The organism is Bradyrhizobium sp. 45 (assembly GCF_023073155.1).
Classification (GTDB): Bacteria; Pseudomonadota; Alphaproteobacteria; order Rhizobiales; family Xanthobacteraceae; genus Bradyrhizobium; species Bradyrhizobium canariense_D.
In genome coordinates this window covers 1,059,496-1,074,414 of the sequence record NZ_JADPIX010000122.1, presented here as the reverse complement: position 1 = coordinate 1,074,414, position 14,919 = coordinate 1,059,496, and the positions used below count along the sequence as shown (strand labels likewise).

The 14,919-nt window shown below is 64.3% G+C and carries 12 protein-coding genes; 4 read left to right on the top strand and 8 right to left on the bottom strand.

Going from position 1 to position 14,919, the window contains the following annotated elements; genetic code table 11:
- Both IVB42_RS25560 and IVB42_RS25555 read right to left on the bottom strand, forming a co-directional pair.
- Entirely contained in the window at nt 1–651 is a 651-nt protein-coding gene (locus IVB42_RS25560; protein ID WP_007596236.1) for a CoA transferase subunit B, read from the bottom strand.
- A gap of 15 nt (nt 652–666) precedes the next feature.
- Nucleotides 667–1,374, bottom strand: coding sequence for a CoA transferase subunit A (locus IVB42_RS25555; RefSeq protein WP_018453837.1), 708 nt, complete (start codon nt 1,372–1,374; stop codon nt 667–669).
- A 289-nt stretch (nt 1,375–1,663) separates the two neighbouring features.
- Between IVB42_RS25555 and IVB42_RS25550 the strand changes: the two genes are divergently transcribed.
- The 4 genes from IVB42_RS25550 to IVB42_RS25535 all read left to right on the top strand — a co-directional run bounded on the left by IVB42_RS25550 (nt 1,664) and on the right by IVB42_RS25535 (nt 6,983).
- Nucleotides 1,664–3,592 (top strand): AsmA family protein, encoded by a 1,929-nt coding sequence (locus tag IVB42_RS25550; RefSeq protein ID WP_162496341.1) that lies wholly within the window; start codon nt 1,664–1,666, stop codon nt 3,590–3,592.
- Between the two features lie 208 nt (nt 3,593–3,800).
- Nucleotides 3,801–5,186, top strand: a complete 1,386-nt coding sequence (locus IVB42_RS25545) for an ABC transporter substrate-binding protein (protein ID WP_018453835.1) — start codon at nt 3,801–3,803, stop codon at nt 5,184–5,186.
- A gap of 76 nt (nt 5,187–5,262) precedes the next feature.
- Entirely contained in the window at nt 5,263–6,135 is an 873-nt protein-coding gene (locus IVB42_RS25540; RefSeq protein WP_018453834.1) for a sugar ABC transporter permease, read from the top strand.
- Nucleotides 6,132–6,983 carry a carbohydrate ABC transporter permease gene (locus IVB42_RS25535; RefSeq protein WP_018453833.1) on the top strand — a complete coding sequence of 284 codons (852 nt, stop codon included), beginning with the start codon at nt 6,132–6,134 and terminating at the stop codon, nt 6,981–6,983. Before IVB42_RS25540 ends, IVB42_RS25535 begins: the two co-directional genes overlap by 4 nt.
- Here the strand turns inward: IVB42_RS25535 and IVB42_RS25530 are convergent.
- From IVB42_RS25530 to IVB42_RS25505, 6 genes are all read right to left on the bottom strand, one after another.
- A complete protein-coding gene (locus IVB42_RS25530) occupies nt 6,958–7,479 on the bottom strand; it encodes a DUF6622 family protein (protein WP_018453832.1) in 522 nt (173 codons plus the stop codon). The two genes, IVB42_RS25535 and IVB42_RS25530, sit on opposite strands and share 26 nt — an antisense overlap.
- Nucleotides 7,480–7,491: 12 nt before the next feature.
- Complete coding sequence (locus IVB42_RS25525; RefSeq protein WP_018453831.1) at nt 7,492–8,304, bottom strand: ABC transporter permease subunit; 813 nt, start codon at nt 8,302–8,304, stop codon at nt 7,492–7,494.
- 4 nt (nt 8,305–8,308) lie between these two features.
- Nucleotides 8,309–9,223, bottom strand: coding sequence for an ABC transporter permease (locus IVB42_RS25520; protein WP_018453830.1), 915 nt, complete (start codon nt 9,221–9,223; stop codon nt 8,309–8,311).
- Nucleotides 9,220–10,389 carry an ABC transporter ATP-binding protein gene (locus IVB42_RS25515; protein ID WP_026232604.1) on the bottom strand — a complete coding sequence of 390 codons (1,170 nt, stop codon included), beginning with the start codon at nt 10,387–10,389 and terminating at the stop codon, nt 9,220–9,222. Before IVB42_RS25515 ends, IVB42_RS25520 begins: the two co-directional genes overlap by 4 nt.
- Nucleotides 10,390–10,464: 75 nt before the next feature.
- The gene (locus tag IVB42_RS25510) at nt 10,465–11,922 is read right to left on the bottom strand and encodes a glycerol-3-phosphate dehydrogenase (RefSeq protein WP_026232603.1); all 1,458 of its coding nucleotides are present in this window, start codon (nt 11,920–11,922) and stop codon (nt 10,465–10,467) included.
- A gap of 137 nt (nt 11,923–12,059) precedes the next feature.
- Nucleotides 12,060–14,747 carry an EAL domain-containing protein gene (locus tag IVB42_RS25505; protein ID WP_018453827.1) on the bottom strand — a complete coding sequence of 896 codons (2,688 nt, stop codon included), beginning with the start codon at nt 14,745–14,747 and terminating at the stop codon, nt 12,060–12,062.
- Nucleotides 14,748–14,919 lie beyond the last annotated feature (172 nt).

Here is a 14,919-nt window from a genome sequence, read left to right as displayed (position 1 = left end):
TTACGTGTTCTTCAGTGCGACGCGAAATTCGGCCTCGGTCTTGGCCTTGACCTCGTCGAGCGAGACGCCGTCGGCGAGCTCGATCAGCGCCATGCCGCCGCTGCCGTGCTTGTCGATGGTGAAGACGGCCAGGTCAGTCACGACCATGTCGACCACGCGCTCGCCGGTCAGCGGCAAATTGCACTGCTTCAGGAGCTTTGGACCGTCCTTGGCCGAATGCTCCATCACCACGACCACGCGCTTGACGCCGGCGACGAGATCCATCGCGCCGCCCATGCCCTTGACCATCTTGCCGGGGATCATCCAGTTGGCGAGATCGCCGTTCTGGGCCACCTGCATGGCGCCGAGGATCGACAGATCCATGTGGCCGCCACGGATCATGCCGAAGGAATCCGCGCTCGAGAAATACGAAGTCGACGGCAGTTCGCTCACGGTCTGCTTGCCGGCGTTGATGAGATCGGCGTCCTCTTCGCCCTCGTACGGGAACGGGCCCATGCCGAGCATGCCGTTCTCGCTCTGAAGGCTGACGTCCATGCCGTCCGGGATGTAGTTCGAGACCAGCGTCGGAATGCCGATGCCGAGATTGACGTAATAGCCGTCACGCAGTTCCTTCGCGGCGCGCGCAGCCATCTGTTCACGGGTCCAGGCCATCTTAGTCTCCTGATCTCAAGCTGCCGTGCGCGGGCGGGTGTTGCGGAATTCGATGCGCTTCTTGGCCGTTCCGACCTCGACGATGCGCTTGACGAAAAGACCGGGCGTGTGGATGTGGTCGGGATTGAGTTCACCGGCCGGAACCAGATGCTCGACCTCGGCCACCGTGACCCTGGCGGCGGTCGCCATCATCGGGTTAAAGTTGCGCGCGGTCTTGCGATAGATGAGGTTACCTGCGGTGTCGCCCTTCCAGGCGTGGACGATGGCGAGGTCGGCGAACAGGCCGCGCTCCATCAGGTATTTCTGTCCGTCGAATTCTTTCACTTCCTTGCCTTCGGCGATCAGCGTGCCGACGCCGGTCTTGGTGTAGAAGGCCGGAATGCCGGCGCCGCCCGCGCGGATGCGCTCGGCCAGCGTGCCCTGCGGATTGAATTCGAGTTCCAGCTCGCCGGCGAGGAATTGCTGGGCGAACAGCTTGTTCTCCCCGACATAGGACGAGATCATCTTCTTGATCTGGCGGGTTTCGAGCAGGCGGCTGAGGCCAATGCCGTCGACGCCGGCATTGTTTGAGACCACCGTCAGGTCCTTGACGCCGGAGTCGCGGATCGCGTCCGACAGCGTCTCGGCGATGCCGCAGAGGCCGAAGCCGCCCGACATAATCATCATGCCGTCTTTCAGAACGCCCTCGAGAGCCGACTTGGCGTCGGGATAGACCTTGTTCATGCAAATTACCTTCGAGTGAACCTTCGGCTTGCAGGCGTCGCGCCTTAGTGGCGGCGATTATTAGGCGAAATCGTCCGAAGCCGTCAATGATACGGGGTTCTCCGCTCCGCCCCCGGGTGATAGAAGCTGCCCAAGCCGTGGGCGCAACCGTTCCCGCGGCCTTGAAAGCGACAAGAAAACCCATCAAGTTGCGGCACTTAACACAATAGGTCTTGGGCGTGGGGCGCGCAGGTTTCCCAGCCCGCCTTCTGGCTCCAGCGACCAACTCGATCAGGACATGCCATTGACCATGGCCCAAGGAATGAAGCGCCTCGGGACGCCGATCGCGGCGCTGCTCGGCGTGGCGCTGATCGCCCTGATCGCGACCTCATGGCTCATCAACCGCGACGCACTGCGCAAGGCCGTGGAAACGCAGATCCGCGACGTCACCGGACTCGAGGTCAACGTCGCAGGCGCGATCGACATTTCGGTGCTGCCGGCAAGCTACATCTCCTTCCATGACGTCGGGCTGAAGGGCGGCGGCACCAGCGATCCCGCGCTCCATGTCGACGTTCTCACCGCGAACCTGCGGCTGCTGCCGCTGCTGCTGCAACGGTTCGAGATCGCCGACCTGACGCTGCTGCGGCCGCGCATCCATGTCAGCCTGAAGCCGGACGGTGAAAGCAACTGGACACCGTTCATCCAGACCATCGCGCGCACCATGAAGCCTGGCGCCGAGAATCAAGTGTCGTTCTCCGAGATCCGGATCCAGGACGGCGTGCTCAATTACGAGGACGCCGCCACGCACGGCACCGAGAAGCTCGAGGACATCGACCTGTCGCTGGCCTGGCCCTCGATCTCGCGCTCCTTCGCTGCGACCGGACAATTCGACTGGCGGGGCGAACGGGTCGACGGCTCGATCAGCTTTTCCGATTTCGTCGCCGCCCTCTCCGGCGAGCGCTCGGGGTTGAAGGCGCGGATCGCGAGCGCACCGCTCAAGCTCGCCTTCGACGGCAGCGTCGCCAATCGCACCAGCCCGATGATGGAGGGTACGCTCACCATCGACAGCCCGTCCTTGCGCAACGCGCTGCGCTGGACCGGCCAGCCGCAGCCCGCCAGCGGCGGCTTCGGCCGTTTCGCGCTGAAGGCGCGGGCCAATGTCGTCGGCGCGTCGATCGCGCTCACCAACGTCAATGTCGAGCTCGACGGCAACACCGCCGAGGGCGTGATGACCTACGCCAATAACGGCCGGCAGACGCTGCAGGCGACGCTCGCAGCCGACGCGCTCGACTTCACCCCCTATATCTCGACTTTCCGCCTGCTCGCGAGCGGCGCGCGCGACTGGAACAGGCAGCTGTTCGATCTCAACGCCTTGTCGACCACCGACCTCGACATGCGCCTGTCGGCCGCCAAGCTGACGGTCGGGACGTCGAAACTCGGCCGCACCGCGATCGGCGCGAATCTCCGCAACGGCACGCTGGCGCTCTCGGTCGGCGAGGCCCAGGTCTATGGCGGCATCGCCAAGGGCTCGTTCGGCATCGCGCGCTCCGACACCGTCGCCGACATCAAGGCGCAATTCCAGTTCACCGACGTCGACCTTCAGGCCTGCGCCTCCGAGCTGTTCGGCATCAACAAGCTGTCCGGGCGCGGCAACATCAACGTCTCGCTCCTCGCGTCCGGCTCGAGCCCGTTCGGCCTCGTGCAGTCGCTCGACGGCAGCGCCACAGTGACCGGGCATGACGGCGCGATCGCGGGCTTCAATGCCGAGCAGCTCCTGAAGCGGCTCGAGCGGCGGCCGCTGTCCGGCGGCGGCAATTTCCGCAACGGCTCTACCCCTTACGACAATCTCACCATCGCGGTGAAGTTCTCCGACGGCGTCGCCACCGCCGAGGACATCCGCGTCGAAGGACCGGCGGCGAAGATCACCATGACCGGTACCGCCTCGGTGCCGACGCGCGAATACGACATGAAGGGCGTGGCCAGCCTCAACAGCGCGTCGGGGTTCGAATTGCCCTTCGTGGTGCAGGGCCCCTGGGACGACCCCCTCGTCTTCCCCGATCCGGAAAGCCTGATCCGCCGTTCGCCGGCCTCTGCGCCCCTGCTCGACATGCTGAAAGACCGCAAGCCGGGCGACGCGGTGCGCTCCGCGATTGAGCGCATCACCGGCACCGGAAAACGTCCCGCACCGGCCGAAGCGCCGACGGCGGAGAACGCCAAGGAAGGCGCGAAGTCCAATTAAGGACGGCGATCAAGCGGCGCCAGCAGATCGGCGCGAATTGATCAGGGCGAATTGATGCGGCGATTGGATCGATGCGCACATTAAGCATCTCCTCTCGCCCGACACCCCACGACCTATGTCTGACAAGAAGCCGCTAGATCGGATAGCGGCCATGCGCTAGTGTTTTATACGACCGGTTAAAAACACCGGCCGTTTGAGGGAGAAAAACGTGAAATCCAAGGTTATTGGCGCAGTATCACTGGCGGTCGCTGCGGCCGGGCTGTTTGCAGCCGCTGCACCCGCATTTGCGCAGCAGAAGACGATTACGGTCTGGTGGGGCAAGGGCTTCTACCGCTCCGAAGACGACGCGCTGCTCGAGACAATCAAGAAGTTCGAAGCCAAGACCGGCATCAAGGTCGAATTGTCGCAGTACGCGATCCAGGACATGATTCCGAAGACGGTCGCCGCACTCGATTCAGGCACCGTGCCCGATGTTGCCTATTCCGACACCTACGACGTGCAGGTCCAGGGCAAGTGGGCCTACGAAGGCAGGCTCGAGGACCTCTCAGACATCATGGAGCCGATCAAGGATCGGTTCGTGCAGAACACGCTGGATGCGTCGATCCTCTATAACGACGTCACCAAGAAGAAGGCCTATTACGGCTTCCCGCTGAAGCAGCAGAGCATGCATGTCGAGATCTGGAACGACATGCTTGAGAAGGCCGGCTTCAAGCTCGCCGACATCCCGACCGACTGGGAAGGCTACTGGACGTTCTGGTGCGACAAGGTGCAACCGGGGATCCGCAAGGCGACCGGCCAGCGCGTCTACGGCGTCGGCCAGCCGATGGGCGTGGAATCCACCGACGCTTTCCAGTCGTTCTACACCTTCATGGATGCCTATCACGTCAAGCTGGTCGACGACGACGGCAAGCTTACGGTCGACGATCCCAAGGTCCGGGAGAACCTGATCAAGGCGATGAAGGACTACACCGACACCTACATCAAGGGCTGCACCCCGCCGTCCTCGACGACCTGGAAGGATCCCGACAACAACGTCGCGTTCCACAACAAGACCATCGTGATGACCCACAACTTCACGATCTCGATCGCGGCGAAGTGGTTCGAGGATTCCCAGAACCAGACGCTCACGCCCGAGCAGCGCGAAGCCGGCAAGAAGGCCTATGGCGAGGACATCATCACCGCGTCCTTCCCGAAGGCTCCGGACGGTTCGACGATCCGCTACCGCTCGGACGTCAAGACCGGGCTGGTCTTCTCCGTGGCCAAGAACAAGGCCGAGGCCAAGCAGTTCATCGCCTTCCTGCTCCAGGAAGAGAACGTCCGCCCCTATATCGAGGGTGCGCTCGGCCGCTGGTTCCCGGTGACGAAGGAAAGCCAAGAGAGCCCGTTCTGGCAGGCTGACCGGCATCGCAAGGCGGTCTACTCGCAGTTCAAGGGCGGCACCGCCGCGTTCGACTTCACCAAGAACTGGAAGTTCACCATCCTGAACAACGAGAACGTCTGGGCCAAGGCGATGAACCGCGTGGTCAGCGAGAAGGTGCCGGTGGACAAGGCGGTCGACGAGCTGATCGCCCGCATCAAGGCGGTCGCGGGCTGATCTCGGACTGCAATAAGGTATATGCTAATACCGGTCGCGGCTCTCCGCGACCGGTTGCTTTCGGTGGGTATGCGATATGGCGATCACACTTTCCGGCTCAGACACAATTCCGGCCCCTCCCCTGTCGGCGCGCCTGACCACGCAGCAGGTCTGGGGCATCTTGCTGCTTGTGCCCTATCTACTCGTCTTCCTGGCCTTCGTCGTCTATCCCGTCGGCTACGGCCTGTGGCTGGCGCGCAGTCCGGCGAACTATGTCGCGCTGTACAACGACCCGATCTTCGCGCGCGCCGCGGTCAACACGCTGATCTTCCTGGTCATCGGCATCAACGTGAAGATGCTGATCGCGCTGTTCCTGTCCGGCTTCTTCGCCCAGCAGCGCCCCTGGATCAAATGGCTGTCGGTGATCTTCATCCTGCCCTGGGCGGTGCCGTCGATCCCGACCATCCTGTCGGTCCGCTTCATGCTCAATCCCGAATGGGGCATGGTCAACCATTTCATCTTCTCTCTCACCGGCGATGACGGGCCGAACTGGCTGAACGATCCGACGGTCGCGCTGACCATGGCGATCGCCGTGCATATCTGGAAGTCGCTGCCGTTCTGGACGCTGATCCTGCTGACCGGGCGGCTCGCGATCCCGCAGGATCTGTACGAGGCGTCCGAGGTCGACGGCGCCAGTCCGTGGCAGAAATTCCGCTTCATCACCTGGCCGTCGATGCAGATGCTCTACGTCACCTGCACGCTGCTCTCGATGATCTGGACGCTCGGCGACTTCAACAGCGTCTATCTGCTCACTGGCGGCGGGCCGGCCGACCTCACGCACGTGCTGTCGACACTCGGCATCCGCTATCTCCGGCTCGACCAGCTCTCGCTTGCGATGGCCTCTATCGTCTGCGCGATACCGCTCGTGCTGCCGCTGATATACTTCATGATGAAACGGTTGTCGCGATGAAGCTTCCCACCCTCCGCGAAGTTGGCACCGAAGCCAAGCTCCTGCTGATCGGCATCCCGGTCTTCATCTGGACCATGATTCCGATCTACCACATGTTCCTGTTCGCGATCTCGCCCAAGGAGGACGCGTTCTCGGGCAAGCTGTGGCCGGATCATCCGACGCTGCACAACTTTCACATCGTGTTCTACCAGGAGCACTATTTCCTGCGAGACTTCTGGATCCAGTTCTGGAACTCGACGGTGATCGCGCTGGCCGCAGGCGCGCTGACCTTGTTCGTCGCGACCGCCGCCGCATTCTCGATCTCGCGGCTTAAGGCGCCGGGCGGCCGCTGGGTGATGAATCTCGCGCTGTTCACCTACTTCATCCCGGCGGCGTTCCTCGCCGTGCCGATGTACCGCACCATGGGCAACTACGGCCTGCTCAACAATCACTGGTCGCTGATCCTGGCGATGGTGACAATCGCTTCGCCTTACGCGATCTGGGTGCTGAAGCAGGCGTCCGACAAGCTGCCGGTCGAGCTCGACGAGGCCGCCGTGATGGACGGCGCGACCACGCTGCAGCTGTTCCGCCTGGTCTATGTGCCGCTGATGATGCCCTCGCTGGTCGCGATCGGCACCTATGCCGTGCTGCTGGCCTGGAACGAATATCTCTACGCGTTCCTGCTCTTGTCCAAGGACACCGATATCACGCTGCCGGTCGCGCTCGGCAACTTCCTCGCCGCCGACGACTCGCCGTGGGAGCTGTTGATGACCACCGGCTTCATCTACGCGCTGCCGCCGGCCGCGGTCTATTACGCCTTCAAGCGCTACATGGTGGGCGGGCTCACGGCCGGTGCGGTGAAGTCCTGAGATCCACGGCGCGCTTTCTTTGGTAGGCAACCAGCAGCGCGATCATCGAGCCGATGAAATAGCCCGCGGTCGCGCCCGAAATCGCGCGGCCGACGACGAGTGCGAGTGCACGGTCGCTCGCATCGACCGCCGAGATCACGCCGACCGCATACTGCAGAGAGAATATGACGAGGTTGCGGATCAGCGCAAAGGCGCCACCCGCGCGGATGATCTCGCCTGTCTTGTGATCGACGTCGAACGGACGCGACGTTAATACGCCGATCGGCAACAACACCAATGCGGCCCCGCCCCAGGCAACCAGCGGCCACGCGCTATCCTGATGTCCGAAGCCAATCCGCGAAATGCCCCAGACGATGAATACGATCGGAACGATCAGCGCACGCCAGATCGGCGTCTTGCGCGGCTGCATCGCCTTGATGCCCTGCCAGACCAGATAGGCGAGCAAGGTCCAGACCCAGAGCGGCGTATGCACCAGGACCTGATAGGCAAACGTCATCATCGCCTCCCGTTATAGCGGCGCCGCGCTCTCGCCCTGCGAGCTCGACAGTTTCGAGGCGAGCGAGGCGATGACGATGACAACAGCAATCAAGGCGATCACCAGCGTGCAGATCGCGTTGATCTCGGGCTTCACTCCGAGCCGCACTTCCGAATAGATCCGGATCGGCAGCGTCGCCGAGCCGGGGCCGGTGGTGAAGCTCGCGATCACGAGATCGTCCAGCGACAGCGTGAAGGCGAGCATCCAGCCCGCGACGATCGCAGGCGCGATCAGCGGCAGCGTTACGGCCACGAACGCGCGCAGGGGGTCGTAGCCGAGATCCATCGCGGCCTCTTCCAAGGAGCGGTCGAGCGAGCCGAGGCGGGACTGCACGACGACGGCGACGAAGCACATCGTCAGCGTGGTATGGGCGATCGTCACCGTCCAGAAGCCGCGCTCCGCGTTTAGCGCCACGAACAGCAGCAGCAGCGACAGTCCGGTGATCACCTCCGGCATCACCAGCGGCGCATAGAGCATGCCGGAGAACAGGGTGCGGCCGCGAAACCGCTCGCCGCGCGACAGCGCCACGGCGGCGAGCGTGCCGATCAGGGTCGCAATGGTTGCCGACGAAACCGCGACGCGCAGGCTCATCCAGGCCGCCTCGATCATGGCGCGGTCATTGAAGAACTCGTGATACCAGCGCAGCGACCAGCCACCCCACACCGTCACCAGCCGCGAGGCATTGAAGGAATAGATCACGAGGATCAGGATCGGCAGATAGAGGAAGGCCAGACCCAGCGAAAGCGAGGCGACGTTGAAGCGGGACAGACGGGAGACCTTGCGCATCGCCTCACCGCCCCTGTTCCAGCTGCCGCTTCTGCAGCCGTTCGTACAGCAGCAGCGGGACCAGCAGCACCACCAACAACACGATGGCCGCGGCGGAGGCGACCGGCCAGTCCTTGTTAGTGAAGAATTCGAGCCACAAGGTCTGGCCGATCATCAGCGCATTGGAGCCGGCCAGGAGATCCGGAATGACGAACTCGCCGACGATGGGGATGAAGCACAGCAGCACGCCGGCGCCGACGCCGGGCAGCGACAGCGGGAAGGTGACGAGCCAGAACACCTGCCAGCGCGGCGCGCCGAGATCGGAGGCGGCCTCCTCCAGCACCGGCTCCATTTTGGCCAGCGTGGCGTAGAGCGGCAGGATCATGAACGGCAGGTAGGAATAGACGATGCCGATATACATCGCGCTGTCGGTGGAGAGCCACACCACGGGCTGACTAACCAGATGCAGCGCCAGCAGTATCTGGTTGAGCAGGCCGTCGTGCTGGAGGATGTTGATCCAGGCATAGATCCGGATCAGGAACGAGGTCCAGAACGGCACGATCACCAGCACCATCGCCACGGCCTGCCAGCGCGCCGGCAGCCGCGCCATGCCGTAGGCGATGGGATAGCCGATCAGGAGCAACAGCGCGGTCGCGGTGACGGCGACGGTGAGGCTACGCACATAGGCGAACACGTAGATATCGTCGGAGACGAGCAGCCTGAAATTGTCGATCGACAGCGCGGCAAAGGCGGCCTTCAGCGCCCCCCATCCCGCCATCAGGTCGAACACCGGCTCGTAAGGCGGCTGCGCGATCGCCGTCTGCGACAGGCTGATCTTCAGCACGAAGCCGAACGGCACCAGGAAGAACAGCACCATCCAGACATAGGGCGCGATCGCGGCAAAGTGAGCCGGTCGCGCAAAAATGCGGCGCCCGCTCATGACGGCAGCACCACGCAGTCGTCGGGCGTGAACCAGGCGACGACAGGCTGGCCCACGCTGTAGGCGTCGACGTCAAGGCGCGCGCTGTTGGCGACCGACGCCTGCACCGTCCCGCCGGCCTCGAGCTTCACCTTGTAAGTGGTGGTGCCGCCGAGATAGCAGATGTCGGCGATCACGCCGTCCAGCTGGTTGATCGCCGTCTCATGACCGGCCTCCCTCGCCGGCCCACGGCGCGACAGCTTGACCTTCTCGGGGCGGATCGCAACCGATAATCTGACCTCACCGAACGGCTCGCGCGGCTCCGCCACCACCAGCGGTCCCGCATCGCGCGTGCCTATGACCAGACGATGACCGTCGCGCAATTTGGACTTGGCGTCGAACAGGTTGATGTCGCCGACAAACTCCGCGATCCAGCGCGAGCGTGGCGCCTCGTAGAGTTCGCGGGGACTCGCGACCTGCGCCAGCCTGCCGTCCCTCATCACGCCGATCCGGCTCGCCATCGTCATCGCCTCTTCCTGGTCGTGGGTGACGATGATGAAGGTCATGCCGAGCCGGCGCTGAAGCTCCATCAGTTCGCCTTGGGTGCTTTCGCGCAGCTTCTTGTCCAGCGCTGCGAGCGGCTCATCGAGCAGAAGGAGCTGCGGGCGTCGCGCCAGTGCACGCGCCAACGCCACGCGCTGGCGCTGTCCCCCGGAGAGCTGGTCGGGCTTGCGCTTCTCGAGTCCGTCGAGCTTCACCAGCGCAACCATCTCCGCCACACGCGTGGCGATGTCTGCGCGCGCCATACCGGCGCGCTTCAGGCCGAAGGCGATGTTGTCGCGCACCGACAGGTGCGGAAACAGCGCGTAGTTCTGGAACATCATGTTGATCGGCCGCTCATGCGGCAGCGCCTGCGCGATGTCCTTGCCGCCGAGCAGAATGCGCCCTTGATCCGGCGCTTCGAAACCGGCGAGCATGCGCAGAAGCGTGGTCTTGCCGCAGCCGCTGGGCCCGAGCAGCGCAAAGAACTCGCCGGCCTTGATGTCGAGCGAGACGCCATCGACGGCCCGGAACGTCCCGAACGTCTTGGCGACGCCCTCGATGCGCAGCAACGGCTCGCCGGCCGCGAGCTGCGTCTCTCCGACCGCAGCCGCAGCCGCGTCTGTTCTGGGCAACTCGTCAGTCATGGTTCCTGCCAACCCCAATCAAGCCGCACGCTAGCGGCCGATCGTCCCTCACTCAACCGGTTAGAGGCCGTTCGTTCACGCATTCGCCATGAACGCAGCCAGCGCATTGCATTCCCCCGCTGACATCGTCAGGCCGAGCTTGGAGCGGCGCCACAGGATGTCCTCGGGAAAACGCGCCCATTCGTGGGTCATGAGATAGCGCACCTCGGCCCCGGTCAGTTCGGGACCGAAGGCGGGGCCGAGATCGTCCCGGGTCTTCGCCTCGGCAAGCACAGCCGATAGCCGCGAGCCATAGGCCGCGACGAGGCGTTGGGCCTGCGCCTCCGAGAGAAAGCGCCAGCGGTCACGCGCAAGATCGACCTCGGTGTCGAAACGATCCCAGGCAAAATCTCCGCCCGGCAGCGCCGCGCCTGCGGTCCAGGGCGGCGACATCGGATAGAACGGCGTCAACTTCGTCACCGCGCGCTCCGCCCGCAGGCGCGAGGTGGTGACGTCACCGCCAAACATCGTGATCAGCGGCGCCTTGCGCCGTCGCGCGTCGAACAGCGTCGTGCCATCACGCCCGCGCGCGGACGCCAGCGTCAGGTTGACGCCGGAGACCGCGCGCACCACGTCGGTCGGGGCAACGCGCTCGCGGAAATAGCGACTGGCCGCTTCGCAGAGATAGCTGACGTCGGCCCCCCGCATCGCGACGATCGCAGGATCGCCGGTGAAATCGTGCGTGACTGTTCCAATCAGTGTGAAATCGCGCGCGATAGGACTCGCGAAGATCAGCCGGCCATCGCTGTTCTGGAAGACGTAGACGTTATCGGAATCGAACAATCGCGGGACGATGATCTGGCTCATCTGCATCGCCGCCACGGCGGGTTGCGGCTGCCGCAGCACGGTCTCGGCGACCATCGACGTCCAGCCGCCGGTGGCGTTGGCCAGTGCCCGGGCCGTGATCGTGCGACGATGGCCGCGGTCGACCACCGCGAGCCGCCATGTGTCGGTTCGATCGGCGCGCACACAGCGCGCTCCAGTCCGAATCACGGCGCCGCGCTCGGCCGCATCCAGTGCCGTGAGCACCACCAGTCGGGAATCGTCGACGACGCAATCCGAATATTCGAAGGCCGTGCCGAATGGTCGTTTCAGCGCGTTGCCGACCGGATGATGCGTGATGTCGAGGGTCGCCGTTGCAGGCAGGCCGCTCCGGCTGGTGAGGCTGTCGTAGAGGAGCAGGCCGACGCGCAGCAGCCATGGTGGGCGCTCGTCGGAATGCGCCGGGATCACGAAGCGCATCGGCCGAACCAGATGCGGCGCGATCCGGAGCCAGATCCGGCGCTCAGCGAGCGCCCGGCGCACCCGGCGGAAGCCGCGCCGTTCCAGAACCGACAGGTCGCCGTGGATCAGCCGCGGCGTTGCCGACGACGCCGCGCCGCCCAGATCGCCCTGCTCCAACAGGATGACCCGCAGGCCGCGGCCGGCGGCATCGCGCGCGAGGCTGACACCGTTCAGGCCGCCGCCGATGATCGCAAAATCGTAATCCGCCATGAAGCCGTCGAATGGGAGCGAAACGCTCGCCATCTCTAGAGCCATTTCCCTTCCGATGAAATCGGAACGGGGCTCTAGATTCTGGTTTGGCGCGTTCTCTTGACGCGAACCCGCATCCGCTGCGCTCGAAAAACGCTCTAGCCGGTCTTGAGCGCAAGCTCCATGACTTCGGCACGACCGACGAGGCCGGCATATTTCCCGATCGGCAGTGGCTTGCCGAGCAGATAGCCCTGCACGCCGTCACAGCCTTCCGCGGCGAGGAAGGCGAGTTGTTCCAGCGTCTCGACGCCTTCGGCGACGATCGACATTTCCAGGCCATGGCCGAGATCGATCACCGCGCGCACGATCGCCGCCGATTGCGGGTTGCGGCCGAGATTGATGATGAAGGCGCGGTCGATCTTGATCTTGTCGAACGGGAACGCCTGGAGATAGCTCAGCGAGGAATAACCGCTGCCGAAATCGTCCATGGAGATGCGCACGCCGAGCGCCTTGAGCCGGCGCAGCAGCGCCAGACCGCGATCGAAGTCCTCGATCAGCACGCCCTCGGTGATCTCGAGCTCGAGCCGACCGGGTGCGAGACCCGTCTCGAGCAGGATGGAATGCACGAGCCCGACCACGTCGCCGTGCATGAACTGCGCCGGCGACAGGTTGACCGCGATCTGAAGCGGCTTCGGCCAGGACGCGGCCTCGCGGCAGGCTTCGCGCAGGATCCACTCGCCCATCTCGACGATCAGGCCGCTTTCCTCCGCGATCGGGATGAATTCGGCCGGGGAGACCTGGCCGCGCACCGGATGCTGCCAGCGCGCCAGCGCCTCGAAGCCGATGATCTCGCTCTCGGCGACGCTGTGGCCCGCTGCTCCCTGCGGCTGGAAGGCGAGCGAGAGCTCGCCGTTCTTGATCGCCATCGAGAGATCCTGGTGCAGCACGCGGCGATCGCGGATCTGCTGGTCCATCTCCGGCTGGAACAGGCTGATCGTGCCGCGCGACTTCTGCTTGGCGCGGAACAGCGCCGCGCCGGCATTGGCGAGCAACGAGGCGGCGTCGGCGCCGTTGTGCGGGAAGATCGACATGCCGGTGGTGACGCCGGCGCGGACCGGGCGGCCGTCGATCTGGAATTCCTTAGCGACGGCATCACCGATCTGCTGCGCCAGCGCGAGACCTGCATCCGGCTGCTTACCGTCGATGATCAGGCCGAACTCGTCGCCGGACAGGCGCGCCACCACGCCGCCGCGCGCGGAGTCCTGGAGCCGCTGGGCCACCTCGACCAGGAGCTTGTCGCCGTGCGCATGACCGAAGACGTCGTTGACCTCCTTGAGACCGTCGAGATCGACGCACAGAACCGCGAACTCCTCGCCGGTGCCCTCGCAGGCCTCGATCATCTGGGTCAACGCCTGCAGGAAAGCGGCACGGTTCGGCAAATCGGTGAGGCCGTCGTGATAGGCCATGTGCGCCATGCGCGACTCGGTCTGCCGGCGATCGGTGACGTCCTCGTGGGTCTTGATCAGATATTGCGGCTCGCCGGTGTCGCTCAGCACGGTGGCGCGGCGGGTGAGGAACAGCCGCAGCCCGTCCTTTGTGGAGATCGGGTGCTCTTCGGTGATCATCCCACGCTTCTTGATCGCGGCTTCGTCGCGCGCGATGATCAGCTTGGCTTCCTTGGGATTGAAGATGTCGGACGCGGTCAGGCCTGTGGCTTCCTCGCGCCTGCGGTTGAGGATCGTCTCGGCGCTGCGGTTGGCGAGCAGGTAGCGGCCGTCCTTGACCTGCTCGACGATCAGGGCCACCGGGATGTTGTCGACCACGAGCTCGAGGAACTTCTTCGTGCTCTCCAGCTCCTTCGACAGCGAGCGGCGATCGGTGATGTCCTCGAACACGAGCATCAGGAATTCGGGCTTGTTGCTCTCGTTGCGGACAACGATCCGGATCGAGGCAACCATGCGTCGCTCACCGGCGCGGTCGACCTCGAATTCGTTGCGAAACTGGCCGTCCGGCGAATCGAGTGCCGTGCGGTCGGTCGCCTCGATGCTGTCCGCCGAGATCGGCGCAAACAGCTCGCGCGCGTTCTTGCCGACGACATGGTCGCGCGAGAAGCCCCAGAACCGCTCATAGGCGCTGTTGGCGAAGATGTAGCGACCATCCTCGATGTTCTTTGCGGCCACGCAGGCCGGCACGTTGTCCAGCACCGTTTCCAGGAACTGCTTGGTGGAGGCGAGCTGCCGCGACAGCCTGCGCTGCTCGCTGACGTCCAGATGCGTCGTCACCGAGCCGCCGTTGGGCAGCACGAAATATTTCACCAGGATGGCCCGCCCGTCCGGCAGTTCGGTGATCAAGCCGTTGGTGCTTGCCGCCTTCTCGTAGAACTCGTCGTTGGAGGCGGCGCCGAGCACCCCGCGCTTGCGTCGCAGCTCAAGGAGTTCGTAGCCGTTCATGTTGGCCCAGAGATCCGACCGCGCCAGGCCGTAAATCTCGATATAGCGGTCGTTGCAGAAGATGACGCGCCGCTGCGCATCCGTCATCACCACGCCCTGGTTGAGATTGTTCATGGCGGAGGAGACGAAGGCATTGCGCCGCAGCTGCAGACGCCTGGTCCGGCGCAGCGAGGAATGGATCCACAGCGCGATCGCGGCGAAGAACGAACAGATCACAATTCCCGCGATCAGGGCTTCCCAGATCACGTTGGGATCAAGCTCGCCGAGATAGCTCGGAGGGGTGAAGCTGTCTGAGAGGGCAAAGGCGCGCGCAGGCGCGACCGCTGCGGCCAGGCACACGACGGCCTGCACCGCAATCGGAAGCGCGCTGCCCGCGTGCCAGTTCTTCTCAGCCATCAGCCACCCGCGATTTCAACGTCGGATTGTCTGGCCTCGCGAGTTTGGATCGGGTAAACGCCTGTACGCGCAACGGAACAATGTGGCATCAAATACGGCAATTGCCCTGACATGATAAATGCTTCCTTAACGGAAAAAGCCCCCGCGTCGCCCTCCCCAGGCGTGGGGCCAT

What these genes read in the sequence shown, in the direction of transcription:
- IVB42_RS25520 (WP_018453830.1), bottom strand. Translation starts at nt 9,223, where the DNA reads ATGAGCGGGCGCCGCATTTTTGCGCGACCGGCTCACTTTGCCGCGATC.
- IVB42_RS25525 (WP_018453831.1), bottom strand. Translation starts at nt 8,304, where the DNA reads ATGCGCAAGGTCTCCCGTCTGTCCCGCTTCAACGTCGCCTCGCTTTCG.
- IVB42_RS25560 (WP_007596236.1), bottom strand. Translation starts at nt 651, where the DNA reads ATGGCCTGGACCCGTGAACAGATGGCTGCGCGCGCCGCGAAGGAACTG.
- IVB42_RS25550 (WP_162496341.1), top strand. Translation starts at nt 1,664, where the DNA reads ATGGCCCAAGGAATGAAGCGCCTCGGGACGCCGATCGCGGCGCTGCTC.
- IVB42_RS25540 (WP_018453834.1), top strand. Translation starts at nt 5,263, where the DNA reads ATGGCGATCACACTTTCCGGCTCAGACACAATTCCGGCCCCTCCCCTG.
- IVB42_RS25510 (WP_026232603.1), bottom strand. Translation starts at nt 11,922, where the DNA reads ATGGCGGATTACGATTTTGCGATCATCGGCGGCGGCCTGAACGGTGTC.
- IVB42_RS25505 (WP_018453827.1), bottom strand. Translation starts at nt 14,747, where the DNA reads ATGGCTGAGAAGAACTGGCACGCGGGCAGCGCGCTTCCGATTGCGGTG.
- IVB42_RS25555 (WP_018453837.1), bottom strand. Translation starts at nt 1,374, where the DNA reads ATGAACAAGGTCTATCCCGACGCCAAGTCGGCTCTCGAGGGCGTTCTG.
- IVB42_RS25530 (WP_018453832.1), bottom strand. Translation starts at nt 7,479, where the DNA reads ATGACGTTTGCCTATCAGGTCCTGGTGCATACGCCGCTCTGGGTCTGG.
- IVB42_RS25535 (WP_018453833.1), top strand. Translation starts at nt 6,132, where the DNA reads ATGAAGCTTCCCACCCTCCGCGAAGTTGGCACCGAAGCCAAGCTCCTG.
- IVB42_RS25515 (WP_026232604.1), bottom strand. Translation starts at nt 10,389, where the DNA reads ATGACTGACGAGTTGCCCAGAACAGACGCGGCTGCGGCTGCGGTCGGA.